This is a genomic window from Streptomyces sp. RKAG293, from assembly GCF_023701745.1.
GTDB lineage: Bacteria > Actinomycetota > Actinomycetes > Streptomycetales > Streptomycetaceae > Actinacidiphila.
The window spans coordinates 2620419-2644429 of the sequence record NZ_JAJOZB010000001.1; the positions used below are offsets into that span (position 1 = coordinate 2620419).

Annotated in this window: 22 protein-coding genes; 9 read left to right on the forward strand and 13 right to left on the reverse strand. The window is 70.8% G+C overall.

Features of this window, described 5'->3' with window-relative positions; all coding sequences use genetic code 11:
- Window positions 1–45 precede the first annotated feature (45 nt).
- Together LNW72_RS11555 and LNW72_RS11560 are read left to right on the forward strand one after the other, a co-directional pair.
- Window positions 46–987 carry an ABC transporter ATP-binding protein gene (locus LNW72_RS11555; RefSeq protein ID WP_250975318.1) on the forward strand — a complete coding sequence of 314 codons (942 nt, stop codon included), beginning with the start codon at window positions 46–48 and terminating at the stop codon, window positions 985–987.
- Window positions 988–1073: 86 nt separating this feature from the next.
- Complete coding sequence (locus LNW72_RS11560; protein ID WP_250980110.1) at window positions 1074–1790, forward strand: ABC transporter permease; 717 nt, start codon at window positions 1074–1076, stop codon at window positions 1788–1790.
- A gap of 51 nt (window positions 1791–1841) precedes the next feature.
- Here the strand turns inward: LNW72_RS11560 and LNW72_RS11565 are convergent, their stop codons facing one another.
- Window positions 1842–3122 carry a glycoside hydrolase family 55 protein gene (locus LNW72_RS11565; RefSeq protein WP_250975319.1) on the reverse strand — a complete coding sequence of 427 codons (1281 nt, stop codon included), beginning with the start codon at window positions 3120–3122 and terminating at the stop codon, window positions 1842–1844.
- Between the two features lie 100 nt (window positions 3123–3222).
- Between LNW72_RS11565 and LNW72_RS11570 the strand changes: the two genes are divergently transcribed.
- Complete coding sequence (locus LNW72_RS11570) at window positions 3223–4212, forward strand: COX15/CtaA family protein (RefSeq protein ID WP_250975320.1); 990 nt, start codon at window positions 3223–3225, stop codon at window positions 4210–4212.
- On the opposite strand, the gene LNW72_RS11575 is transcribed toward LNW72_RS11570, so the two are convergent.
- The 3 genes from LNW72_RS11575 to LNW72_RS11585 form a co-directional block, all read right to left on the reverse strand.
- Window positions 4189–5328 carry an amidohydrolase gene (locus LNW72_RS11575; protein WP_250975321.1) on the reverse strand — a complete coding sequence of 380 codons (1140 nt, stop codon included), beginning with the start codon at window positions 5326–5328 and terminating at the stop codon, window positions 4189–4191. The genes LNW72_RS11570 and LNW72_RS11575 overlap by 24 nt on opposite strands.
- A gap of 63 nt (window positions 5329–5391) precedes the next feature.
- Entirely contained in the window at window positions 5392–5751 is a 360-nt protein-coding gene (locus LNW72_RS11580) for a hypothetical protein (protein WP_138356343.1), read from the reverse strand.
- A gap of 24 nt (window positions 5752–5775) precedes the next feature.
- Window positions 5776–6720: a heme o synthase gene (locus LNW72_RS11585; RefSeq protein WP_250975322.1), complete on the reverse strand. Its 945-nt coding sequence runs from the start codon at window positions 6718–6720 to the stop codon at window positions 5776–5778.
- Between the two features lie 397 nt (window positions 6721–7117).
- On the opposite strand from LNW72_RS11585, the gene tkt reads away from it, so the two are divergent.
- Genes tkt through pgl form a run of 5 tightly spaced genes read left to right on the forward strand, consistent with a single transcriptional unit; the run spans window position 7118 to window position 13754 of the window.
- Window positions 7118–9205, forward strand: a complete 2088-nt coding sequence (tkt, locus tag LNW72_RS11590; protein ID WP_250975323.1) for a transketolase — start codon at window positions 7118–7120, stop codon at window positions 9203–9205.
- A 35-nt stretch (window positions 9206–9240) separates the two neighbouring features.
- Window positions 9241–10359 carry a transaldolase gene (tal, locus tag LNW72_RS11595; protein WP_250975324.1) on the forward strand — a complete coding sequence of 373 codons (1119 nt, stop codon included), beginning with the start codon at window positions 9241–9243 and terminating at the stop codon, window positions 10357–10359.
- Window position 10360: 1 nt separating this feature from the next.
- The gene (gene zwf, locus LNW72_RS11600; RefSeq protein WP_250975325.1) at window positions 10361–11884 is read left to right on the forward strand and encodes a glucose-6-phosphate dehydrogenase; all 1524 of its coding nucleotides are present in this window, start codon (window positions 10361–10363) and stop codon (window positions 11882–11884) included.
- Window positions 11881–12972, forward strand: coding sequence for a glucose-6-phosphate dehydrogenase assembly protein OpcA (opcA, locus tag LNW72_RS11605; RefSeq protein WP_250975326.1), 1092 nt, complete (start codon window positions 11881–11883; stop codon window positions 12970–12972). Before zwf ends, opcA begins: the two co-directional genes overlap by 4 nt.
- Window positions 12972–13754 carry a 6-phosphogluconolactonase gene (gene pgl / locus LNW72_RS11610; RefSeq protein WP_250975327.1) on the forward strand — a complete coding sequence of 261 codons (783 nt, stop codon included), beginning with the start codon at window positions 12972–12974 and terminating at the stop codon, window positions 13752–13754. The genes opcA and pgl overlap by 1 nt, the downstream gene beginning before the upstream one ends.
- Window positions 13755–13835: 81 nt before the next feature.
- Here pgl and pgi read toward each other — a convergent pair whose 3' ends face one another.
- The 4 genes from pgi to LNW72_RS11630 all read right to left on the reverse strand — a co-directional run bounded on the left by pgi (window position 13836) and on the right by LNW72_RS11630 (window position 18772).
- Window positions 13836–15494 (reverse strand): glucose-6-phosphate isomerase, encoded by a 1659-nt coding sequence (gene pgi / locus LNW72_RS11615; RefSeq protein WP_250975328.1) that lies wholly within the window; start codon window positions 15492–15494, stop codon window positions 13836–13838.
- A 9-nt stretch (window positions 15495–15503) separates the two neighbouring features.
- Entirely contained in the window at window positions 15504–16733 is a 1230-nt protein-coding gene (locus LNW72_RS11620; protein ID WP_250975329.1) for an MFS transporter, read from the reverse strand.
- A gap of 100 nt (window positions 16734–16833) precedes the next feature.
- The gene (locus tag LNW72_RS11625) at window positions 16834–17598 is read right to left on the reverse strand and encodes an SIS domain-containing protein (RefSeq protein WP_250975330.1); all 765 of its coding nucleotides are present in this window, start codon (window positions 17596–17598) and stop codon (window positions 16834–16836) included.
- A gap of 70 nt (window positions 17599–17668) precedes the next feature.
- Complete coding sequence (locus LNW72_RS11630) at window positions 17669–18772, reverse strand: BadF/BadG/BcrA/BcrD ATPase family protein (protein ID WP_250975331.1); 1104 nt, start codon at window positions 18770–18772, stop codon at window positions 17669–17671.
- A 61-nt stretch (window positions 18773–18833) separates the two neighbouring features.
- Here LNW72_RS11630 and LNW72_RS11635 point away from each other — a divergent pair, with 61 nt between their 5' ends.
- Window positions 18834–19712 (forward strand): MurR/RpiR family transcriptional regulator, encoded by an 879-nt coding sequence (locus LNW72_RS11635; protein ID WP_138356333.1) that lies wholly within the window; start codon window positions 18834–18836, stop codon window positions 19710–19712.
- A 195-nt stretch (window positions 19713–19907) separates the two neighbouring features.
- Here LNW72_RS11635 and LNW72_RS11640 read toward each other — a convergent pair whose 3' ends face one another.
- The 5 genes from LNW72_RS11640 to gap all read right to left on the reverse strand — a co-directional run bounded on the left by LNW72_RS11640 (window position 19908) and on the right by gap (window position 23875).
- Window positions 19908–20243 carry an RNA polymerase-binding protein RbpA gene (locus tag LNW72_RS11640; protein WP_073497103.1) on the reverse strand — a complete coding sequence of 112 codons (336 nt, stop codon included), beginning with the start codon at window positions 20241–20243 and terminating at the stop codon, window positions 19908–19910.
- A gap of 171 nt (window positions 20244–20414) precedes the next feature.
- Window positions 20415–20651: a preprotein translocase subunit SecG gene (gene secG / locus LNW72_RS11645; RefSeq protein WP_138356331.1), complete on the reverse strand. Its 237-nt coding sequence runs from the start codon at window positions 20649–20651 to the stop codon at window positions 20415–20417.
- 120 nt (window positions 20652–20771) lie between these two features.
- Entirely contained in the window at window positions 20772–21548 is a 777-nt protein-coding gene (gene tpiA / locus LNW72_RS11650) for a triose-phosphate isomerase (protein ID WP_250975332.1), read from the reverse strand.
- A 6-nt stretch (window positions 21549–21554) separates the two neighbouring features.
- Complete coding sequence (gene pgk / locus LNW72_RS11655; RefSeq protein WP_250975333.1) at window positions 21555–22769, reverse strand: phosphoglycerate kinase; 1215 nt, start codon at window positions 22767–22769, stop codon at window positions 21555–21557.
- A 101-nt stretch (window positions 22770–22870) separates the two neighbouring features.
- The gene (gap, locus tag LNW72_RS11660) at window positions 22871–23875 is read right to left on the reverse strand and encodes a type I glyceraldehyde-3-phosphate dehydrogenase (protein WP_138356328.1); all 1005 of its coding nucleotides are present in this window, start codon (window positions 23873–23875) and stop codon (window positions 22871–22873) included.
- Window positions 23876–24011 lie beyond the last annotated feature (136 nt).

Here is a 24011-nt window from a genome sequence, read left to right on the forward strand (position 1 = left end):
CGGGCGGGTTCTGGGCACCGACCGGCGCTCCTTAGACTCACAGGCATGCGAAGCGGCAGCACCAGTCAGTCACCGGCGGTCGAGATCGCCGGCCTGGTCAAGCGGTACGGAGACAAGTCCGCGGTGGACGGTCTGGACCTGACGGTGCCGGCCGGCTCGGTGACCGCCGTGCTCGGGCCGAACGGCGCGGGCAAGACCACCACCGTCGAAACCTGTGAGGGCTACCGGCGCGCCGACGCCGGGAGCGTCCGGGTGCTGGGCCTCGACCCGGCCACCCAGGGCGCCGCGCTGCGGCCGCGCATCGGAGTGATGCTGCAGTCCGGGGGTGTGTACCCCGGGGCGCGCGCCGAGGAGATGCTGCGGCACACCGCCGCGCTGCACGCCCGCCCGGTGGATCCCGCGCTGCTCATCGAGCGGCTCGGCCTGGAGTCCTGCGGCCGCACCCCGTACCGCCGGCTGTCCGGCGGGCAGCAGCAGCGGCTCGCGCTCGCCATGGCCGTCGTCGGCCGGCCGGAACTGGTCTTCCTCGACGAGCCCACCGCCGGCCTCGACCCGCAGGCCCGCCGCGCCACCTGGGACCTCGTACGAGAGCTGCGCGCCGACGGGGTGACCGTCGTCCTCACCACCCACTTCATGGACGAGGCGGAACAGCTCGCCGACCAGGTCGTGATCATCGACCACGGCCGGTCCATCGCCCACGGCACGCCCGAGGAGCTGTGCCGGGGCGGCGCCGAGAACACCCTGCGCTTCACCGGCCGCCCCGGCCTCGACCTCGTCTCGCTGCTCAAGGCGCTGCCGGACGGCACCGCGGCGGCCGAGCTGACGCAGGGCAGCTACCGGATCGAGGGCGCCGTCGATCCCCAGCTGCTCGCCACCGTCACCTCCTGGTGCGCGCAGCACGGCGTCATGCCGGACCGGCTGGCGGTCGAGCGCCGCACCCTTGAGGACGTTTTCCTCGATCTGACCGGCAAGGAGCTGCGGGCGTGACGACGGCAGAGAACACGGCAGCGGACACGGCATCCGGAGCGGGCGGAACATTCGTTCCCGACCCGGGCGCGGCGCCGCTGTCCCGCATGATCGGCGCGCAGACGGCGTTCGAGACGAAGATGCTGCTGCGCAACGGTGAGCAGCTGCTGCTGACCGTCGTGATCCCGGCCCTGCTGCTCGTCCTGTTCAGCGCCGTCTCGATCGTCGACACGGGTACCGGCAAGGCCGTCGACTTCCTGGCTCCCGGCATCCTGGCGCTCGCCGTGCTGTCCACCGCGTTCACCGGCCAGGCCATCGCGACCGGCTTCGAGCGCCGCTACGGCGTGCTGAAGCGGCTCGGCGCCTCGCCGCTGCCGCGCTGGGCGCTGATGACCGCGAAGACCGGCTCGGTGCTGGTCACCGAGGTGCTGCAGATCGTGCTGCTGACGGCGATCGCGTTCGCGCTGGGCTGGTCGCCGCACGGAAACCCGCTCTTCGTGGTGCTGCTGCTCGTGCTGGGCACCGCCGCCTTCTCCGGGCTCGGCCTGCTGATGGCCGGCACGCTCAAGGCGGAGGCGACGCTCGCCGCCGCGAACCTCGTCTTCCTGCTGCTGCTGGTCGGCGGCGGGATCATCGTGCCGCTGGACAAGTTCCCCGGCCCGGCGCAGGACGTGCTGGCGCTGCTGCCGGTCTCCGCCCTGTCCGACGGGCTGCGGGACGTGCTGCGGGACGGCGCGGGCATGCCCTGGGGCAATCTCGCGATCCTGCTGGCCTGGGCGGTCGTGGGGCTCGGCGCGGCGGCGCGCTTCTTCAAGTGGGAGTGACGGGGGCCGGCGCCGCCCCCGTCCGGGGCGCCGCCCCCGTCCGGAGCCCGTTCAGCCCGGCATGATGCAATCGACGAAGCGGGCGAACTTCTTGTCGTGCGAGCCCGCGGCGACGAACGCGTCGGCCGGGTGGTCGACGATCCGGCACATGTCGTAACGGACGCTGGTCGGCAGCTGCGCACCCGCGGCGGGCCGGTACTGGTGGGCCCCGGAGAGCTGGCACATGTCGTACCGCACCAGCGGGCCGCTCGCGCCGATGTTGTAGCGGTGCGCGGTGAGGCCGTCGGAGTACTGCTTGTACGACTGGGACGTGTCGTCGCAGTCGTTGAAGTGCACCGTGCCGCTGCTCCACTCGCAGTCGATGACCACGACCGAGGGGTCGCGTATCTCGAAGCGGATGTCCTCGGCGTGGAAGCGCTGCACGGAGTCGAAGTGCGAGGCGCGCGGGAAGCGGAAGAAGGCGCTCTCGAACCCGTACTCCGGGTGGGGCGTGGGGCGGCGGCCGGTGATGATGTAGCTGCCGCTGCGGCAGGTGATCGAGCCGCCGTAGGGGAACTCCAGGAAGTTGCCCCACTCGTAGGTGACCGTCATGTCGGTGAACCAGTAGTTGAGGAACTGGTCCTGCTGCTCGCGCTTCTCCGACCGCTGGGAGAGCCCGGAGTACAGGAACGCCTTGCGGTAGGCGCCGCCCACCCGGCAGGCCTCCCAGCGCATCTCCGAGTTGTTGTTGCTGCCGTCCAGGGCGAGGCCGTACTCCCACTCCCCCATCCACTCGCATTCGGAGAAGCGGTAGTTCTGGGCCCAGCCGGTGGAGTACGAGGAGAAGAACGAGGCGCCGGGCGTGCCCGAGGTGAAGCGCAGGCCCTCGAACGAGATGTTGCTCCACATGTTGTTGTTGCGGCACAGGTAGGCGTCCTTGGGCGACTTCGGCGCGAAGACGATCTCGCTGATCCGCATCCCGCCGCCGCGGAACCGCAGGCCGCTCGCGCGCTTGTCCGCCTTGTCGCCGGCGAGCAGCGCACCCGGCTTCGTGATCAGGTACACCCCCGGCGGCACGTCGATCACGGTGTGCCCCACACCGTTCGAGATCCGCGACTCGGCGTAGGCGTACGCGGCGGCGAAGGCCGCGCTGTCGTCCGTCCTGCCGTCGCCCTTGGCCCCGAAGTCCGCCATGACGTCCGCCACACCGGGATGGTCGGAGTTCTCCGACGCCGCCGCGGGGGCGTTCCACTCGCCGCTCGCGTATCCCGCGATGCCCGCTCCCGCGACCACCGCGGCACCCCCGTAGAGCATTCTCCGCCGGTTGACCGAACCGCTCTTGTCGGTTGTCATATTTCCCCCAGTCGCGGATCCTCCGCTCGATGTTAAGTGTGCCCGGCGCCTCCCGACCCCCTCGTGAAAAGTTGCACAAGCCGCCGCTTACGATGGGCGCGTGCCGAAGTTGCCCGAAGTCGCCCGTAATCCGCTCGCCTATCTCGACCAGCGCTGGACTCCGTCCGCCGTGACGGTCCGCCGGGCGACGCTGGCCGCCCTGGTGATGTCGGTGGTCATCGTGGCCACCGGTGGCGCGGTGCGGCTGACCGGTTCGGGGCTGGGCTGCCCGACCTGGCCCACCTGCAACGGGGACAGCCTGCTGGGCACCCGTGCGATGGGCATCAATCACACGATCGAAGTCACCAACCGCCTGCTGACGTACGTGCTCAGCGCGGCCGTCGGCTGGGCGATCGTGGCCGCCCGCTGCGCGAAACCGCACCGGCGCAGCCTGACCCGGCTGGGCTGGGCGCAGTTCTGGGTGGTGATGGGCAACGCGGTGTGGGGCGGCCTGACCGTGCTGACCAAGCTCAACCCGTACATCGTCTCCACCCACTTCCTGCTCAGCACCGCGCTCATCACCGTCGCGGTCCTGATGTGGCAGCGGGCCCGTGAGGGCGATGCGGAGCCCCGCCCGCTGGTCGGCAAGCCGGTACAGCAGCTGGCCTGGGTGCTGACCGCCGCGAGCGCGGCGCTGATCGCGGCCGGCACGATCGTGAGCGGTGCGGGCCCGCACCCCGGCGCCTCGTCCAAGGTGCACCGGATCGACCTCGACTGGAAGACCGTCGCGCAGCTGCACGCCGATCTCGCCTGGGTCGTGGTGGCCCTCACGCTCGCGCTGTGGTTCGTGCTGCGCGCCGTGGACGCGCCGGCCGGGCCGAAGGCCCGTACCCGGGACCTGTTCGTCGTACTGATGGCGCAGGGCGTCATCGGCTATGTGCAGTACTTCACGCACCTGCCGGAGGTGCTGGTCGGGCTGCACATGCTCGGTTCGGCGCTGATCTGGATCGGGGTGCTGCGGGTCGTGCTGTCGATGCGCGAACGCCCGTCGGTACAGCCCGGCATCCCGGGCCCGGCGCAGTCCGGGTCAGCGCTCGCGTCCACGGCCTGACCCGGCGCGGTCCGCGCGCCGCTCCAGCCCGTAGACCCGCCGCGCGTTCCCTGCGGCGATCATGCCCGCGACGCGCCGCGCGTCGGACGGCGTCCAGGCCCCGACGGCCACCCGGTCGGTGACCAGCCGCTCCAGCGCCTCGCGGAAGAACCGGGCCCCGGTCACGTACAGCTCGGGCAGCGCGTACGCCCCGGTCGAGAAGAGCACCTTGCCGAAGGGCGCCAGTTCCAGTGTCTCGGCCAGGGCCGGCGCCGCCGGCGCGGAGCCGATGTCCGTGTGGACGTGCGCGAACGCGGCCGCCAGCCGGGCGGCCGGCCGGTGGTTCGGGAAGCTCCGTAAGAGCACCACATCGGTGCCGAGACCCGCGGTGGCGCGCAGAAACCCGGTGAGCCGCAGCGGGTCGGCGCCCGCCGGGCCGCGGATCTGCAGCGGCAGGCCGGTCGCGACGGCGTTCCACACCAGATGGCGCAGCAGCACCGGGTCGTCGAGCGGTTCACCGGCCGTACGTCCCGCCAGCCAGGCGCCGGCCGCGCGCCGTACCAGGCCGGCGTCGGGCGGCCCGGCCGGGAATCCGGGCGGACAGGTGTCGGACACCGAGAACGCGACGGCCGTCCGTGCCGCTCCGTGCACCGCCTCGGCGACATTGGTGAGGAACGCACCCGCGGTCCCCGAGGTGTCGGCGACCTGCTGCGCCAGCGGTTCCAGCCGGACGATCTCGTACGCCGCGGCGGCGGCCGCCGCGCCCAGTTCCTTGGGCGAGGTGAGGTCGGCGGGCAGTGCGGCGGACCCCGGACCAGCGGCGCCGTCCCGGGCTCCGGCTCCCACCGCGGCGTCCACCAGATAGCCGCCGATCCCGGTGCCGCGCAGCAGCAGCCGGGTGGCCTCGTACGCGCCCAGCTCCCGGCGCCCCGCCAGGTAGTGCGCGGGGGTGCAGTGCGGTTCCAGGCCCAGCAGGGGCGGGCACCAGCGGCGGACGGCGAAGCCTGCGGGACTGTCGAAGAGCGTGGTGCCGGGCGCGGCGGCCCCCGTGAGGAGCGCCTCGAACGAGCCGAGGCCCAGCTCCCCGGGGACGACCCCGTGGCAGTGCGCGTCCACCAAAGGTGGCAGCTCCAGCATCACTGACTCCTCGCACCGCCGGCCGGGACCGTTTCCCATGGTCCCTAACGGGCGGGCGGGGCGTCAGGTGTTGCTGGGACCGCCGATCTGGATTCCGGCCATCCGCGACCACTCGTACGGGCCGGTGCGCACCTTGGCGGCGAATTCGCCGTCGAAGTCCTCGTGCACGGTGACTCCGGCGCGCTCGACGGCCGCGACGGCCATGGCGTACGTCGGGGCCACCAGGTCGCCCCATTCGCCGTTCTCGCCGACGAGGACGATCCGGGCGCCGATCTCACCGATGTAGGCGATGTTCGCCTCGGCGCCGCCGCCGTGGCTCTTGGCGAAGGCACCGATCTGCTTCGCCAGCCTGGCGGTGCGGCGCTCGGCGCGCGGGTCCGCCTTCGGAGTCTCTTCCACGGTGTTCTGCGCGGTCTCAGCCATGAGGCAGATGCTACCCGTCGGTAATCAGTGAAGGAAAGGATCCACGGCCACGACGACGAAGAGCAGCGACAGATAGGTGATGGACCAGTGGAACAGCCGCATCTCCTTGAGCTTCGCGCCGCTGACCCCGGCCTTCGCCCGGCTGTACAGGCCGTGCGCCTCCTTGAGCCACATCGCGCCGAGCAGCACCGCGGCCACCGGGTACAGCCAGGAGGTCTCGCCCAGCGGCCACCACAGGGCCAGCGAGACGATCACCATGGCCCAGCTGTAGATGACGATCTGCCGCGCGACCACCAGGTTGCCGGCCACGACCGGCAGCATCGGCACGCCCACCCGCTCGTAGTCGTCCTTGACCTTCATCGACAGCGGCCAGTAGTGCGGCGGCGTCCACAGGAAGATCACCAGGAAGAGGACCAGCGCGGCCCACGAGACGGAGTTCGTGACCGCGGACCAGCCGATGAACACCGGCATGCAGCCCGCGATGCCGCCCCACACGATGTTCTGCGCGGTGCGGCGCTTGAGGCCGAGCGTGTACACGAAGACATAGAAGAGGATGGCCGTCAGCGACAGCGCCGCCGAGAGCGTGTTGACCAGGACCGCGAACCAGACGGTGGAGACCACCGAGAGCGTGATGCCGAAGATCAGCCCCTCGCGCGGCGACACCATGCCGGTGACCAGCGGACGCTGCTCGGTGCGGTGCATCAGGGCGTCGATGTCGCGGTCGATGTACATGTTGAGCGCGTTGGCACCGCCCGCCGACAGATAACCGCCCACGACGGTCGTCAGCACCAGCCACAGATCGGGGACGCCACCCGCCGCCAGGAACATCACCGGAACGGTCGTGATGAGCAGCAGTTCGATGATGCGTGGCTTGGTCAGCGCCACGAACGCCATGACACGAGCCGCGAACGGCCGCTGTCCGGAGCTCGTCCCGATGACCCCTGCGGGTCGGGATTCGACGGCCGTCACAAACACCCCTGGAGAGGATTAAGTCCAGCAAGTCCCGGTCCCGGACGTGAAGGTCCGGTAAGTCCTTGCGCGTACCACGCCACTGTAGACGTACGGAATACTCCGCCTGCCCCGGGGGGTGACCCGTGTTGCCGCCCGTCCTTCGCCGGGTGTTCAGGAGGCGAACGCGGCCGGGCCGGGGCAGGCTGTCAGTATCCCGGCATGCCGGGAATGGCCGTGCCAGGGTCCTGGTTGCCGGGAGTGCCGCCGGGAACGCTGCCCCGAGCAGCGGTCCGGCCGTCGTCCCGAGGGTCGAACGCTCGAAAAGGTGCACGCGCCTGCGGCGGTAGGCTCGACAACGCCGGGTAGGCGCCACGTCACCGGCATTTCGACATGTGGAGAGGAGCCCTGAACCAGGGTGAGCAGCAAGCCGACCACCACAGACCTTGAGTGGACCGATCTGGACAAGCGGGCCGTTGATACCGCTCGTGTCCTGGCCATGGATTCCGTGCAGAAGGTCGGCAACGGCCATCCCGGCACGGCCATGAGCCTCGCGCCCGCCGCGTACCTGCTGTTCCAGAAGCTGATGCGGCACGATCCGTCGGATCCCGACTGGACCGGCCGTGACCGCTTCGTCCTCTCGGCCGGTCACTCCAGCCTGACGCTCTACACCCAGCTCTACCTGTCCGGGTACGGCCTGGAGCTGGACGATCTGAAGGCGTTCCGCACCTGGGGCAGCAAGACCCCCGGCCACCCGGAGCACGGCCACACGGTCGGCGTGGAGACCACGACCGGTCCGCTCGGCCAGGGCATCGCCAACGGCGTCGGCATGGCCATGGCGGCCCGCTACGAGCGCGGCCTGTTCGACCCGGACGCGGCGGCGGGCACCTCCCCGTTCGACCACACCATCTGGGTCATCGCCGGCGACGGCTGCCTGCAGGAGGGCATCTCCGCCGAGGCGTCCTCGCTCGCCGGGCACCAGAAGCTCGGCAACCTCGTGCTGCTGTGGGACGACAACCACATCTCCATCGAGGGCGACACCGAGACGGCCGTCAGCGAGGACACCCTCAAGCGCTACGAGGCGTACGGCTGGCACGTCCAGCGCGTCGAGCAGCTGCCCGACGGCGACCTGGACCCGAAGGGCCTGTACAAGGCGCTGAAGGCGGCCCAGGCCGAGACCTCGCGGCCGTCGTTCATCGCGGCCCGCTCGATCATCGCCTGGCCGGCCCCGCACGCGCAGAACACCGAGGCCGCGCACGGCTCGGCGCTGGGTGACGCGGAGGTCGCCGCGACCAAGAAGGTGCTGGGCTTCGACCCGGCGAAGACCTTCGAGGTCGACGACGCGGTGCTGAAGCACGCCCGCGAGGTGGCCGACCGCGGCCGCGAGGCGCACGCCGTGTGGAACAAGCGGTTCCAGGAGTGGCGGGACGCCAACCCGGAGCGCTCGGCCGATTTCGACCGGATCGCCGCGGGCGAGCTGCCCGACGGCTGGGAGAAGGCGCTGCCGTCCTTCGAGACCGGCAAGAGCCTCGCGACCCGCGCCGCCTCCGGCAAGGTCCTGCAGGCGCTCGGCGCGGTCGTACCGGAGCTGTGGGGCGGCTCGGCCGACCTCGCGGGCTCCAACAACACCACGATCGACAGCGGCTCGTCCTTCCTTCCGGTGGGCAACCCGCTGCCGGGCGCCGACCCGTACGGCCGCACGGTGCACTACGGCATCCGTGAGCACGCCATGGGCTCGACGATGAACGGCATCGCGCTGCACGGCAACACCCGCATCTACGGCGGCACCTTCCTGGTGTTCTCCGACTACATGCGCCCCGCCGTGCGACTGGCCGCGCTCATGCAGCTGCCCGTCACGTACGTGTGGACGCACGACTCCGTCGGCCTCGGCGAGGACGGCCCGACGCACCAGCCGGTCGAGCACCTGGCCGTGCTGCGCGCGATCCCGGGCCTGAACATCGTCCGTCCGGCCGACGCCAACGAAACGGCGATCGTCTGGCGCGAGATCCTCAAGCGCCACGACTCCAAGCCCGCTCCGCACGGCCTGGCGCTCACCCGCCAGGGTGTGCCCACGTACGCGCCGAACGAGCACGCGGCCAAGGGCGGCTACGTGCTGTTCGACTCCGAGGGCGGCCGTCCGCAGGTCATCCTCATCGCCACCGGCTCCGAGGTGCAGCTGGCCGTCGAGGCCCGCGACGCACTGCAGGCCGACGGGATCCCGACGCGGGTCGTCTCGATGCCGTCCGTCGAGTGGTTCGAGGAGCAGGACATGGCGTACCGCGACAGCGTGCTGCTCCCGGACGTCCACGCCCGGGTCGCCGTCGAGGCCGGTATCGGCCTGACGTGGCACCGCTACATCGGCGCCCAGGGCCGGATCATCAGCCTGGAGCACTTCGGTGCCTCGGCCGATGCCAAGATCCTCTTCCGTGAGTTCGGCTTCACCGCCGACGCCGTCGCCAACGCCGCCCGGCAGTCCATCGACGCCGTCGACGCGGTCACCCGCTGACGCCCCGCACCCGACCAGTAGGAGATGTAATTTCCATGACAGACGCACTCAAGCGCCTCTCCGACGAAGGCGTCGCGATCTGGCTGGACGACCTGTCCCGCAAGCGGATCACGTCCGGGAACCTGGCCGAGCTGATCGACCAGCAGCACGTCGTGGGCGTCACCACCAACCCGTCGATCTTCCAGAAGGCGATCGTCGGCGGCGAGGGTTACGAGAGCCAGCTCACCGATCTCGCGGTCCGCAAGGTCACGGTCGAGGAAGCCATCCGGATGGTCACCACGGCGGACGTCCGCGACGCCGCCGACATCCTGCGGCCGGTCTTCGACCGCACCGAGGGCCAGGACGGCCGGGTCTCCATCGAGGTGGACCCGCGGCTGGCGCACAGCACCGCGGCCACCATCGCCGAGGCCAAGCAGCTCGCCTGGCTCGTCGACCGGCCGAACACCCTCATCAAGATCCCGGCGACCAAGGCCGGCCTGCCGGCGATCACCGAGGTCATCGGCCGGGGCATCAGCGTGAACGTGACGCTGATCTTCTCGCTGGCCCGCTACCGCGAGGTCATGGACGCCTACCTGGCGGGGCTGGAGAAGGCCAAGGCCGCCGGCCTGGAGCTCGCGAAGATCCACTCGGTCGCGTCCTTCTTCGTCTCGCGGGTCGACAGCGAGATCGACAAGCGCCTCGACAAGCTCGGCGGCGACGAGGCGAAGGCCCTCAAGGGCAAGGCCGCACTGGCCAACGCCCGGCTCGCCTACCAGGCGTACGAGGAGGTCTTCAGCTCGGACCGCTGGAACGCGCTGGAGAAGTCGGGCGCGAACAAGCAGCGTCCGCTGTGGGCCTCGACCGGTGTCAAGGACCCGGCCTACCCGGACACGCTCTACGTGACCGAGCTGGTCGCCCCGAACACCGTCAACACCATGCCGGAAGCCACCATGGAGGCCACCGCCGACCACGGCGAGGTCACCGGCGACACCATCCGCGGCACGTACGAGCAGGCCCAGGCCGAGCTCGACGCGCTGGCGGCCCTCGGTATCTCGTACGACGACGTGGTGCAGTTGCTCGAGGACGAGGGCGTCGAGAAGTTCGAGGCCTCCTGGAACGAGCTGCTGGAGTCCACTTCGGCGGTACTCAAGCGTCTGACGCCCGTGGAGGCATGAGTTGACCAGCAGCAATCCGCTGCGTGACGCTCAGGACCGGCGGCTCCCGCGTATCGCGGGGCCGTCCGGCCTGGTCATTTTCGGCGTCACGGGCGATTTGTCCCGTAAAAAGTTGATGCCTGCCGTGTACGACCTCGCCAACCGCGGTCTGCTGCCACCGGGCTTCGCGCTCATCGGCTTCGCCCGCAGGAGCTGGGAGGACGAGGACTTCGCCCAGGAGGTCCATGACGCGGTCAAGGAGCACGCCCGCACCCCCTTCCGCGAGGAGGTCTGGCAGCAGCTCGCCGAGGGCTGCCGCTTCGTGCAGGGCGAGTTCGACGACGACACCGCCTTCGAGAAGCTGAAGTCGACGATCGACGAGCTCGACAAGGCGCGCGGCACCGGCGGCAACTTCGCCTTCTACCTCTCCGTACCGCCGAAGTTCTTCCCCAACGTCGTGCAGCAGCTCAAGAAGCACGGCCTGTCCGAGGGGCAGGGCGACTCCTGGCGGCGCGCGGTCATCGAGAAGCCGTTCGGCCACAACCTGGAGAGCGCCCAGGAGCTCAACCAGCTGGTGCACGACGTCTTCCCGCCCAACGAGGTCTTCAGGATCGACCACTACCTGGGCAAGGAGACCGTCCAGAACATCCTGGCGCTGCGCTTCGCCAACACGATGTTCGAGCCGATCTGGAACCGGTCGTACGTCGACCATGTCCAGATCACGATGGCCGAGGACATCGGCATCGGCGGCCGGGCCGGGTACTACGACGGCATCGGCGCGGCCCGTGACGTCATCCAGAACCACCTGCTGCAGCTGCTCGCGCTGACCGCGATGGAGGAGCCCGGCTCCTTCCACCCGAAGGCGCTGGTCGCCGAGAAGCTCAAGGTGCTCGGCGCCGTGGAGCTGCCCAAGGACCTGGGCGCGCACACGGTACGCGGCCAGTACGCGCACGCCTGGCAGGGCGGCGAGGAGGTCGTGGGGTACCTGGAGGAAGACGGCATCGACCCCAAGTCGAAGACCGACACCTTCGCGGCGGTCAAGCTGGAGATCAACAACCGCCGCTGGGCCGGAGTCCCCTTCTACCTGCGCACCGGCAAGCGGCTCGGCCGCCGGGTCACCGAGATCGCGGTGGTCTTCAAGCGGGCCCCGTATCTGCCCTTCGAGGCCGGATCCACCGAGGAACTGGGGCAGAACGCCCTGGTCATCCGGGTGCAGCCGGACGAGGGCGTGACGGTGCGCTTCGGTTCGAAGGTGCCCGGCACCTCGATGGAGGTCCGGGACGTGACGATGGACTTCGCCTACGGCGAGTCCTTCACCGAGTCCAGCCCCGAGGCGTACGAGCGGCTCATCCTCGATGTGCTGCTCGGCGATGCCAACCTCTTCCCCCGCCACCAGGAGGTCGAGCTGTCCTGGAACATCCTCGACCCGATCGAGAAGTACTGGGACACGCACGGCAAGCCCGCCCAGTACGCCTCGGGAACCTGGGGGCCGGCGGAGGCGGACGAGATGCTCGCACGAGACGGTAGGAGCTGGCGCCGGCCATGAGGATCGATCTGACGGACACCACGTCGTCCCGCATCAACGCCGGGCTCATCGAGGCCCGCCGCGCCATCGGCACCCCGGCCGTCGGCATGGTGCTCACCCTGGTCATCGTCACCGACGAGGGCAGCGCCTACGACGCCCTCAAGGCGGCCAGCGACGCGTCACGGGAGCACCCGTCCCGGATCCTGGCCGTCATCAAGCGGCCCGGCCGCTCACCGCGCGACCGCGCGATGGCGCGGCTGGACGCCGAGGTGCTGGTCGGCTCCGACTCGGGCACCGGAGAGACCGTCGTGCTGCGGATGCACGGCGAACTCGCCAACCACGCCGAGTCCGTGGTGCTGCCGCTGCTGCTGCCGGACGCCCCGGTCGTGGTGTGGTGGCCCGAGGAGTCGCCCGACAAGCCCGCCGAGGACCCGCTGGGACGGCTCGCGCAGCGCCGGATCACCGACGCCGCCGCTGCCGAGGACCCGGTGCTCGCCCTCGGTGAGCGCGCCGAGGCGTACGCGCCCGGCGACACCGACCTGGCCTGGACCCGGATCACGCCGTGGCGCAGCATGCTGGCCGCGGCCCTGGACCAGAAGCACTCCAGGATCGTCTCCGCGACGGTGGAGGGCGAGGCCTACAACCCGAGCACCGAACTGCTCGCGCTGTGGCTCGCCGACCGGCTGAAGGTCTCGGTGGAGCGCAAGGTCTCGGACGGGCCCGGTATCACCGGCGTCCAACTGGTCACCGCCGACGGCGAGATCCGGCTGGACCGGGCCGACGGCCTGCTGGCCGAGCTGGCCATGCCGGGGCAGCCGGACCGTCATGTGGCGCTCAAGCGCCGCGAGACCTCCGAACTGATCGCCGAGGAGCTGCGGCGGCTGGACCCGGACGACATCTACCGGTCGACGGTGAAGTTCGGTGTCGGCCGGCTGACCGACTCCGGTCCGAAGGACTCGGAGGAACCGGTCGAGGCGATCGAGGTGATCACCCCGGCCAAGGGCGCCAAGCAGGCCGGGACCGCCGCGGCCAAGTCAGCGGCCAAGGCTCCCGCCAAGAAGACCGTGCCGGCGAAGAAGGCGGCGACGGGCAAGGGGACGAGCTCCTGATGAGCACCCCGCAGGTCGTCGTCCACCGCGACAAGGAACTGATGGCGCAGGCCGCGGCGGCCCGGCTGATCACGAAGATCGTGGACGCCCAGGCCGCCCGCGGCTCCGCCTCGGTGGTCCTGACGGGCGGGCGCAACGGCAACGCGCTGCTCGCCGCCCTGGCCGGGTCCCCCGCACGGGACGCGGTGGACTGGGCGCGGCTGGACCTGTGGTGGGGCGACGAGCGGTTCGAACGGGAGGGTGATCCCGAGCGCAATGTCACCCAGGCCCGGGAGATCCTGCTCGACGCGGTGCCGGTCGATCCGGCGCGGGTGCACGCCATGCCCGCGTCCGACGGCGCCCACGGCCGTGACGTCGACGCCGCGGCGGCCGGCTACGCGGCCGAGCTCGCCAAGGCCTCCGGGCCGGAGGACCACGGCCCGGTGCCGACGTTCGACGTGCTGATGCTGGGGGTCGGCCCCGACACCCATGTCGCGTCGCTCTTCCCCGAGCACCCCGCGGTGCGGGAGACGGAGCGGACGGTGGTGGGGGTGCACGGAGCGCCCAAGCCGCCGCCGACCCGGATCTCGCTGACCCTTCCGGCGATCCGCTCGGCGCGCGAGGTGTGGCTGCTCGCGGCCGGTGCGGACAAGGCCAACGCGGTCGCGATGGCGTTGTCCGGCGCGGGCGAGATCCAGGCGCCGGCGGCCGGCGCACGCGGCCGCCGCCGCACGCTGTGGCTGCTGGACCGGACCGCCGCGGCGAAGCTGCCACCGCAGCTGTACCCGCCGGCTTCGGCGTAGCGGTCGTTCGGGTGTGGTGATCGGCCGCCGGCCGGGCTGGAACATCGGCCCGGCCGGCGGCCGTTCAGCTTCAGCGGCCGTTCAGCGGCCGCGCAGCTCCCGGTAGCGCCGGACCAGCGCCGCCGTGGACCCGTCCAGGCCCGGAATGGCCGCCCCCTCGCTGAGCGCGGGCTCGATCCGCTTGGCGAGCACCTTGCCCAGCTCGACTCCCCACTGGTCGAAGGAGTCGATGTTCCACACCGCGCCCTGGACGAACACCTTGTGCTCGTAGAGCGCGATCAGCTGGCCGAGCACCGACGGGCTGAGCTCGGTGGCCAGGATGGTGGTCGTCGGGTGGTTGCCGCGGAACGTCTTGTGCGGCACCAGTTCGGCGGGCACGCCCTCCGCGGCGACCTCCTCCGGCGTCTTGCCGAAGGCCAGCGCCTGGGTCTGCGCGAAGAAGTTGGCCATCAGCAGGTCGTGCTGGCCGGCGAGCGGGCCGAGTTCGCCGATGGGGTTGGCGAAGCCGATGAAGTCCGCCGGGATGACCTTGGTGCCCTGGTGCAGCAGCTGGTAGTAGGCGTGCTGGCCGTTGGTGCCCGGGGTGCCCCAGACCACCGGCCCGGTCTGCCACGCCACCGGATTGCCCTGCCGGTCCACGGACTTGCCGTTGGACTCCATGTCCAGCTGCTGCAGGTACGCGGTGAACCGCGACAGGTAGTGGCTGTACGGGAGGACCGCGTGCGACTGCGCGTCGTGGAAGCCGCCGTACCAGACGCCCAACAGGCCGAGCAGTAGCGGGACGTTCTCCTCCGGCGGGGCGTAGCGGAAGTGCTCGTCCACCAGATGGAAGCCGGCCAGCATCTCGCGGAAGTGGTCCGGGCCGATGGCGAGCATCAGCGACAGGCCGATCGCCGAGTCGAAGGAGTACCGGCCGCCGACCCAGTCCCAGAACTCGAACATGTTCGCCGGGTCGATGCCGAATTCGGTGACCTTCCCCGCGTTCGTGGACAGCGCGACGAAGTGCTTGGCGACGGCGGAGGTGTCGGCGTTCAGGCCGGTCAGCAGCCAGTTGCGGGCGGAGGTGGCGTTGGTGATGGTCTCGATGGTGGTGAACGTCTTCGAGGCGATGATGAAGAGCGTCTCGGCCGGGTCCAGGTCGCGCACCGCCTCGTGCAGGTCCGCGCCGTCGACGTTGGATACGAAACGGAGCGTCAGCCCGCGGTCGGCGTACGGGCGCAGCACCTCGTACGCCATCGCCGGGCCCAGGTCGGAGCCGCCGATGCCGATGTTGACGATGTTGGTGATGCGCTTGCCGGTGTGGCCGGTCCACTCGCCGGAGCGGATCCGGTCGGTGAAGACGGACATCTTGCTGAGGACGGCGTGGACGGCGGGCACGACGTCATGGCCGTCGACCTGGATGACGGAGGAGCGCGGTGCGCGCAGCGCGGTGTGCAGCACCGCGCGGTCCTCGGTGACGTTGATCCGCTCGCCGCGGAACATCGCGTCGCGCAGTTCGGCCACGCCGCTCGACGCCGCCAACTCACGCAGCAGCCGCAGGGTCTCGTCGGTCACCAGGTGCTTGGAGTAGTCCAGGTGCAGATCACCGACCTGCAGGGAGTACCGGTCGGCGCGCTGCGGATCCTGGTCGAACAGTTCGCGCAGCCGCACCTCCCCCAGCTCTTCGCGGTGTTTGCCCAGGGCGTGCCATTCGGGCAGCTGGTCGAGCCGGGCACGGCCGTGCGTATTGGTGTCGGACATGGGTCCAAACTAATTGATGACGGCCGGTAGGAGCGCTATCACCCCGCAGGCGAAGAGCGCGGCGGCGGCGAGCGCCGGGGTGTTCAGTCCCCACGCCGCCGCCACCGCGCCGCCGAGCAGGGCGCCGAGCGGGGCCCCGGCGGTGGACAGGGTGCGGTTGGCGGCGCTGACCCGGCCCAGCAGGGCGGCGGGCGTCCGCTCCTGCATGAGGGTGACCTCGTTGACGTTCCACAGCATCCCCATGGCGCCGAAGAGCGCCAGCACGACGACCGCGACGGGCAGCGACCGTACGGTGCCGAGCACGATCAGGGCGCAGCTCTGCAGCACCAGTCCGGCCACCAGCGCTCTGGTCCTGCCCACGAGTTCGGAGATCCGGCCGGCCGCCAGACCGCCGGCCACGCTGCCGGCGCCGTAGGCGGTGAGCACCGCCGCGTAGCCGGAGTGCCCGGCGTGCAGCCATCCGGTGACGTGCAGGACCAGGGTGGCGATGAGCGCGCCCATCCCGATGTTGACGACGGTGTTGGCCGTGCAGAGTGACCGCAGGACCCGGTCCCGCCACAGCACCCGGATGCCCTCGGCGATGTCCTGCCGCAACGTCCGGCCCGGCGGGCGCGGCGCGCGCTCGCGTGGGGCCGTCCGTATGGAGGCGACCAGCGCCGCGGCGAGCAGATACGTCGCCGCGTCCACCGCGAACGGCAGCCCGGCGGAGAGGCCGATCAGCAGCGGCACCAGGGGCGCGCCCAGGAAGGTGCCGGCGATGGTCTGCCCGGTCATCAGCCTGGCGTTGGCGCGGCCGAGGCCGGCGGTGGGGACGACCGTCGGCAGCAGCGCGGTCGCGGCGTTGTCGAAGAGGGTCTGCAGCGTCGTCAGGACGAACGCCAGCACCAGCAGCAGGGCGACGCTCACCTCGTCCAGCCACACGGCGAGCGCGAAGCAGGCCATCAGCGCGCAGCGCACCGCGTCGACGGCCCACATGGCGCGCCGCTGGTCCACCCGGTCGGCGATCGCGCCGCCGAGCAGGCCGAACAGGATCCAGGGCAGGAATCCGACCGCCGTGACCAGTGAGACGAGCAGCGGGGAGCCGGTGAGCCCGACCGCGAGCAACGGCAGTGCGGCCGTGCGCAGTCCGTCGCCCAGCCGCGAGACCACCGCGGCGCTCCACAGCCGGCCGAAGCCGCCGCGCCAGGACGGCACGGCGCTCTCCACGGCCGGCCGCAGATCGCTGTCGTTCGCGGTCAAAGCTCCCCCTCGGGCCAGGATGTGATCGGTCCTGGCACCGTAACGGCGGCCACTGACAACGCCCGTGGCGCCGGTGGGAAAACCGGTGGGAATAGCCGGTTCAGAAACCGCCGCGGTGCAGCCGGCCCTCGTAGCGGGCCTCCAGAACGGCGTTGCGCTCGAATCCGCCGGGCAGGTTGGCCGAGATGTAGACCGGCGGTTCGTGCCCCTCGGCGGTCAGGATGCCGACCGCCTCGGCGACGACCATCTGCACGAGCAGCGCCGAGGTGATGGTGGAGACCCCGCACAGCGCGCCGCCGTCCGGCATCGGCAGCAGCGCGTCGCCGGCCGGCGCGCAGTTGTCGAGTACGGCGTCGGCGAGGTCGGCGAGCCGCTTTCCGCTGCTGTGCAGCGCGGGCACCGCGTGGGTGTGCTCCAGGGAGGTGAGGGCGATCAGCCGGTGCCCGGACTCCTTGACCTGGAGGGCCATGTCGACGATGGAGTTGTTGACACCGGAGTTGGAGATGATCACGAAGAGGTCCTGCGGCTGCGGGGTGGCCAGTTCGTAGAGCCGTTTGGCCAGGCCCGGGGAGCGTTCCAGCAGTGGGTCGGCGAGCACGGAGCGGTCCTCGCCGCCGCGCAGCACCAGATCGGACAGGCCGATGCGGCTGGTCGGGACGAGACCGCCGGCCCGGCCCGCGATCTCCAGCGCGGTGGCCTGCGAGTGACCGGTGCCGAAGGCGTGGACGACACCGTTGGCGGCGACGCTGTCGGCGATGAGGCGGGCCGCGGCGGCGACGGAGTCGGTGTTGGCTCCGATGGCCCGCTCGACGGCGGCGCGGCCGTGCTCGGCGAACTGGGCGGCGCTGAGCTGTGGTTCGGCCATGGCCGACCCTCCTTGGTTGAATTAACCATCACTCCGACGAATCATTGAAACAATGAGCCGACTATCGTGGTCACGTCAAGAGCCTCGCCAGCGCCACCGCGCCCGCACCGCCGTCCGGCACCGGGACGACCCGCAGCCCCATCGCCAGCGCACGCCGCGACAGCCTGCCCAGCAACGGCCCCGCCGGAGCCAGCAGACCGCCGGTGACCACCAGGGGTTCGCCCGCCACGGGACGCAACGCGGCGACGGTCCTGCCGAGTTCAGCGGCCGCCGCGTCGAGCAGTTCCCCGGCCACCTGGTCGCCGGCCCGGTCGGCGGCGACGACCAGCGGGCTCAGTGCCGCCAGCCGCACCGGCGGCTGCGCGTACACCAGGGGCACGATCAGATCCCGCAGCTCCCCCAGCCGCTGCCGGTCCGTCTCCGCCACCGGCCCGGGGAGGCCCGCCGCTTCGCCGCCGGACGCCAGGTAGTGCGCCGCCACCGCGCCGACCAGCGAGGTCCAGGGCCCGCGCCCGGTCAGTGCCCGCAGCGCCGCCCTGACGGCCTCCCGGCCCAGCCAGAAGCCACCGCCCTCGTCACCGAGCAGCCACCCGTCACCGTCCACCGTCAGCTCCTGCCGGCGTCCGGTGATGCGTGCCGAAGCGGCGCCGGTCCCGGCGATGAGCAGCAGTCCGTCGGCGGGCATGCCCGGCGCGGAGGCGAAGGCGATCTCGATGTCGCCGCGGACCGCCACCTTGGCGGCGTCGATGCCGGTCTCGGCGAGCGCCGCCCCGAGGCAGGACAGGGCGAGGTCGTGGCCGGCGTCGGGACCGGTGTCCGGGGCGGCGCCCGCGAAGCCGCCCAGCACGGCGGCCACCGAACCGCGCAGCTCCACCGGGACCGCGGCGCCGAGCGCGGCGGCCAGGTGCCGGGTCAGCTCCGGCCGCGGCACGCTCATCGCGTTGCCGGGACCGCCGGCGCCCTCGCCGATCACCCCGCCGGCGCGGCCGGCCCCGTCGGTCTCCGCCGGCCCGGTCCCGACCGTCGCCCCGGCCGTCGCCCCGGCCGTCGCCTCGGCCAGATAGGCGCGGATCCGGGTCCCGCCCGCGTCGATGCCGACCACCAGCGACCGTCCGGCCGGAGTGCGCCGGCGGCCGTCGTCACCGCGATGGCTTCGGTTGTGAATTTCATTCATCACACCGCATGGTGATTGATAGATTCACTGACCGACAAGACCCCAGCCGAGACGAGTCGTCATGGTCATCGCCCTGATCCGCTCCGAACTCCCCCGCATGTCCGATTCCTTGCGCAAGGTGGGCGAGCTGGTGCTGGCGGATCCGGTGGCGGCCACCCGTGGCTCCGCGGCCGAACTGGGCCGCCGTACGGGCACGTCACAGGCCACCGTCACGCGTTTCTGCCATGCGCTGGGCCTGGACTCCTACCAGCATCTGCTGATCGAGCTGGCACAGGAGCAGGGCCGCAGCCAGGGCGGCGACGGCGAGGGGCCGCTCAGTCCGGTGCTGGGCCCGGACATCGGCCCCGACGACGATCTCGACCATGTCGTCGCGGTGGTCGCCCAGGCCGATCTGCGGGCCCTGCGGCACACCGTCGACAAACTGGACCGGGAGAGCCTGGAACGGGCCGCCCAGGCGCTCGCCAAGGCCCGCCGGATCGATGTGTACGGAGTCGGTGGCTCCGGGATCGCCGCCCGGGAGGCCGAGGCCCGGCTGTTCGGCATCGGCTGCGCCGCCCGCGGCTGGACCGAGGTGCACGCGGCGGAGACCTCCGCGGCACTGCTGACGCCCTCCGACGTGGCCGTGGCGATCTCGCACTCCGGCACGACGCGCGAGGCCCTGGACCCGCTGCGGCTGGCCGCGGAGCGCGGCGCGACCACGGTGGCCGTCACCAGCGACCCGCGTTCACCGATCGCCCAGGCCGCCGACATCCGGCTCACCTCGGCCTCGGCGGAGACCAGCTTCCGGCGCGGCGGCTACGGCACCCGGCACTCGGTCCTGCTGATCATCGACTGCCTGTCGGCCCGGGTCGCCCAGCTCACCTACGAGCGGGCCACCGCGGCGGTCGCGCTGACCGCCCACATCGCCGACAGCCACACCGCCCGCGCCCGCCGCCGCTGACCCGGCACAGCCGTAGGCGGCAGAGGGCGGAGGGCGGTCGGCAGAGGGCAGAAAAATACCCCCGTTCGCCGGGTGACTCCCGGCCTCAGTCGTCGGCCGAGCTGGGAAGGTCCAGCTCGGCCGACGGCTGAGGCCACGGTCGGGCCCGCCCGGCGAACAAGGGGGATATCCGCGTGCCGTACGCGAGGAGATCGCTCAGATCTCGCCGCGGAGCTTCGCGAGGGCCTCGGCGAGGATCGCCTCGCCGTCGGCCGCGCTGCGCCGCTCCCGCACATAGGCCAGGTGCGTCTTGTACGGCTCGGTCCGCGGCGGCGCCGGCGGGTTCTCCTCGTCCTGCCCTGCCGGGAAACCACAGCGCGGGCAGTCCCAGGTCTCCGGGATCTGCGCGTCGCTGGCGAAACTCGGCTGGGTCTCGTGCCCGTTCGAGCACCAGAAGGAGATGCGGAGGCGTGGCGCGGACTCGCCGCGCTCGGCCTCTCCCATCGGCCCCGCTCCGACCCGACTGCCACGGATCGCGTTGCCACTTGCCACGGTCGTAACTCCCTGCGTGATGGTGCTGCGAGGTCGCCCAGTTTACGGAGACCTTACGTGCCGTCCAGTGGCAGGTGGTGTACCCGGCCCCGTAGGACGCCCTCCCATGATAAGCCGCGTTTGCGACGAGGCGTCAGTTCTCCCTGGACTCAGGGGAGTACGCCGCGGGGGTTACTTCTGGAACTTGAGCACCAGACCAAGTACGACAATGCACGTAAACCACAACAGACCGATCACCACGGTGATCCGGTCGAGGTTGCGCTCGGCCACCGAGGAGCCGCCGACGGAGGACTGCATGCCACCACCGAACATGTCCGAGAGGCCGCCGCCCTTCCCCTTGTGCATCAGCACCAGCAGCAGAAGCAGCAGGCTGAAGATGATGAGGGCGATGGAGAACCCGACTACCACGGCTGGACCAACTCTCTCGACTACAAATGGACGGCGCAGGGCCGAACCGGGCGCCAGTGCGCCGGTCCGGCCCCGACAGGGTACTTCGTGCGGGCCCGCTAGGCCCACCGCCTGCTGGTCCTACTGGTCCCGGAAGCGGACGATCTTGACGAACTCCTCCGCGTCGAGCGCCGCGCCACCGATCAGGGCGCCGTCCACGTCCGGCTGCGCCATGATCGCCGCGACGTTTCCGGACTTGACCGAGCCGCCGTACTGGATACGGACCTTTTCGGCCAGTTCCTGGCTGTACAGCTCGGCGAGGCGGCCGCGGATGGCACCGCAGACCTCCTGCGCGTCCTCGGGGGTGGCGACCTCGCCGGTGCCGATCGCCCACACGGGCTCGTACGCGACGACGATCGTCTCGGCCTGCTCGGCCGGGATGTCCCGCAGCGCGCCGTCGAGCTGGGCGAGGGTGTGCGGGACCTGCTGACCGGCCTTGCGGACGTCCAGGCCCTCACCGACGCACAGGATCGGGGTCAGCCCGTGCCGGTAGGCGGCCTTGATCTTGGCGTTGACGAGTTCCTCGTCCTCACCGTGGTACTGGCGTCGCTCGCTGTGACCGATGGCCACGAACGTGCACTTCAGTTTGGCCAGCATCGATCCGGCGATCTCACCGGTGTACGCACCGGAATCGTGCGCGGAGAGGTCCTGGGCGCCGTACTTGATCTTCAGCTTGTCGCCGTCGACGAGGGTCTGCACCGACCGCAGGTCGATGTAGGGCGGCAGGACGGCGACCTCGACGGCGTCGTAGTCCTTGTCGGTGAGCGCGAAGGCGAGCTTCTGGACGTGCGCGATGGCCTCGAGGTGGTTGAGGTTCATCTTCCAGTTGCCGGCCATCAGCGGGGTACGGGTGCTCATGCTGGGTCAGTCCTCCAGTGCGGCGAGGCCGGGGAGCGTCTTGCCCTCGAGGTATTCGAGGCTCGCGCCGCCACCGGTCGAGATGTGGCCGAAAGCGTTCTCGTCGAAGCCGAGGATGCGCACGGCCGCGGCCGAGTCACCGCCGCCGACCACGGTGAACGCTGGGCTGTCGATCAGTGCCTGGGCGACCGCGCGGGTGCCCTCGGCGTAGTCGGGGTGCTCGAAGACACCCATCGGGCCGTTCCAGAACACGGTGGCCGCGTCGGCGAGCTTCGAGGCGAAGAGCGCACCGGACTCCGGACCGATGTCCAGGCCCATCACGTCGGCCGGGATGGCGTCGACGTCCACGGTCACCGGGTTGGTCGGCGCCTGCGCCTTGAGGTCGGGGAACGCGCCGGCGGCGACGACGTCGACCGGCAGTACGAACTCCACGCCCTTGGCCTCGGCGCGCTTGAGGTACTCCTGGACGACCGGGATCTGGTCCTCCTGGAGCATGCTCTTGCCGACCTCGTGGCCCTGGGCCTTGAGGAAGGTGAAGACCATGCCGCCGCCGATCAGGATCCGGTCGGCCTTCTCCAGCAGGTGGTCGATGACGCCGAGCTTGTCGGAGACCTTCGCCCCGCCGAGCACGACCGCGTACGGCCGCTTCACCTCGGAGGTGAGCTTCTTCAGTACGTCGACCTCGGTGGCGATCAGACCGCCCGCGGCGTGCGGGAGGCGCGCCGGGAGGTCGAACACGGAGGCGTGCTTGCGGTGCACGGCGCCGAAGCCGTCACCGACGTAGAGGTCCGCGAGCGATGCCAGGCGGTCGGCGAAGGCGCCGCGCTCGCCGTCGTCCTTCGCGGTCTCGCCCGCGTTGAACCGCAGGTTCTCCAGCAGTACCACGCCACCGTCGGCCAGCCCGGCCACGGCCGCCTGCGCGCTGTCCCCGACCGTGTCGGCCGCGAACACGACGTCCGTGCCGAGCAGTTCGCCGAGGCGTACGGCGACCGGTGCGAGCGAGAACTGCGGGTCGGGCTCGCCCTTGGGGCGGCCCAGGTGGGAGGCGACGATCACCTTCGCGCCCGCGGCGACGAGCTTGGTGATGGTCGGGACGGCGGCGCGGATCCGGCCGTCGTCGGTGATGGTGTCGCCGGAGAGCGGCACGTTCAGGTCGGCGCGGACGAACACCCGCTTGCCCGCGACCTGTCCCTCGTTCAGGAGGTCGTCGATCGTCTTCATATCCGGTGGGCTCCTCGTGGTCGACAAGGGACAGGGCCCGGCCGACGCGTCATCGCGTCGGCCGAGCCCTGTCACTCACATCTGCGTGGCTAGGCCGTGACTCAGAGCTGGCCGCCGACGAAGGTGGTCAGGTCCACCAGGCGGTTGGAGTAGCCCCACTCGTTGTCGTACCAGCCGAAGATCTTGACCTGGTCGCCCTGGACCATGGTCATCTGCGAGTCGAACGTGCACGAGGCCGGCTCGTTGACGATGTCCGTGGAGACGATGAGGTCCTCGGTGTACTCGAGGATGCCCTTGAGCTGGCCCTCGGCCGCCTTCTGGAAGGCCGCGTTGACCTCTTCCTTGGTGACGTCGCGCTCGACGGTCACCACGAGGTCGGTGATCGAGCCGGTCGGGACCGGGACGCGCAGCGAGGTGCCGTCCAGCTTGCCCTTGAGCTCGGGGATGACCAGCGCGGTGGCCTTGGCGGCACCCGTGGAGGTCGGGATGATGTTGATCGCGGCGGCCCGCGCACGGCGCAGGTCGCTGTGCGGGAAGTCCAGGATCTTCTGGTCGTTCGTGTAGGCGTGGACCGTGGTCATCATGCCCTTGACGATGCCGAAGTTCTCCAGGAGGACCTTCGCCATCGGCGCCACACAGTTCGTGGTGCACGAGGCGTTGGAGATGATGTTGTGCTTCGCCGCGTCGTACTTCTCGTGGTTGACGCCCATGACCACGGTGATGTCCTCGTCCTTGGCCGGAGCCGAGATGAGGACCTTCTTCGCGCCGGCCGCGAGGTGCTTGGCGGCGTCGTCGCGCTTGGTGAAGAAGCCCGTGGACTCGATGACGATGTCCGCGCCGAGCTCGGCCCACGGCAGGTTCGCCGGGTCCCGCTCCGCCATCGTCTTGAAGGTCTTGCCGCCGACGGTGATGGTGTTGTCGGTGTGCGTGACCTCGGCCTTGAGACGGCCCAGGATGCTGTCGTACTTAAGAAGGTGCACCAGGGTCGCGTTGTCGGTCAGGTCGTTGACACCGACGATCTCGATGTCCGCGCCCTGCTCAAGCACGGCACGGAAGAAGTTGCGACCAATACGACCGAAGCCGTTGATGCCTACCCGGATCGTCACGAACCGATCTCCTCGCTGATGTGCCGGAATACACTCCGGCTGCGAAATATGGGATGTCCCCGACCACCCACGACCCTACCTCGCCCACGTGTTCCCAGTGACATCGACGGCGCCCGGACGGGCTCTGAGCGCCCGC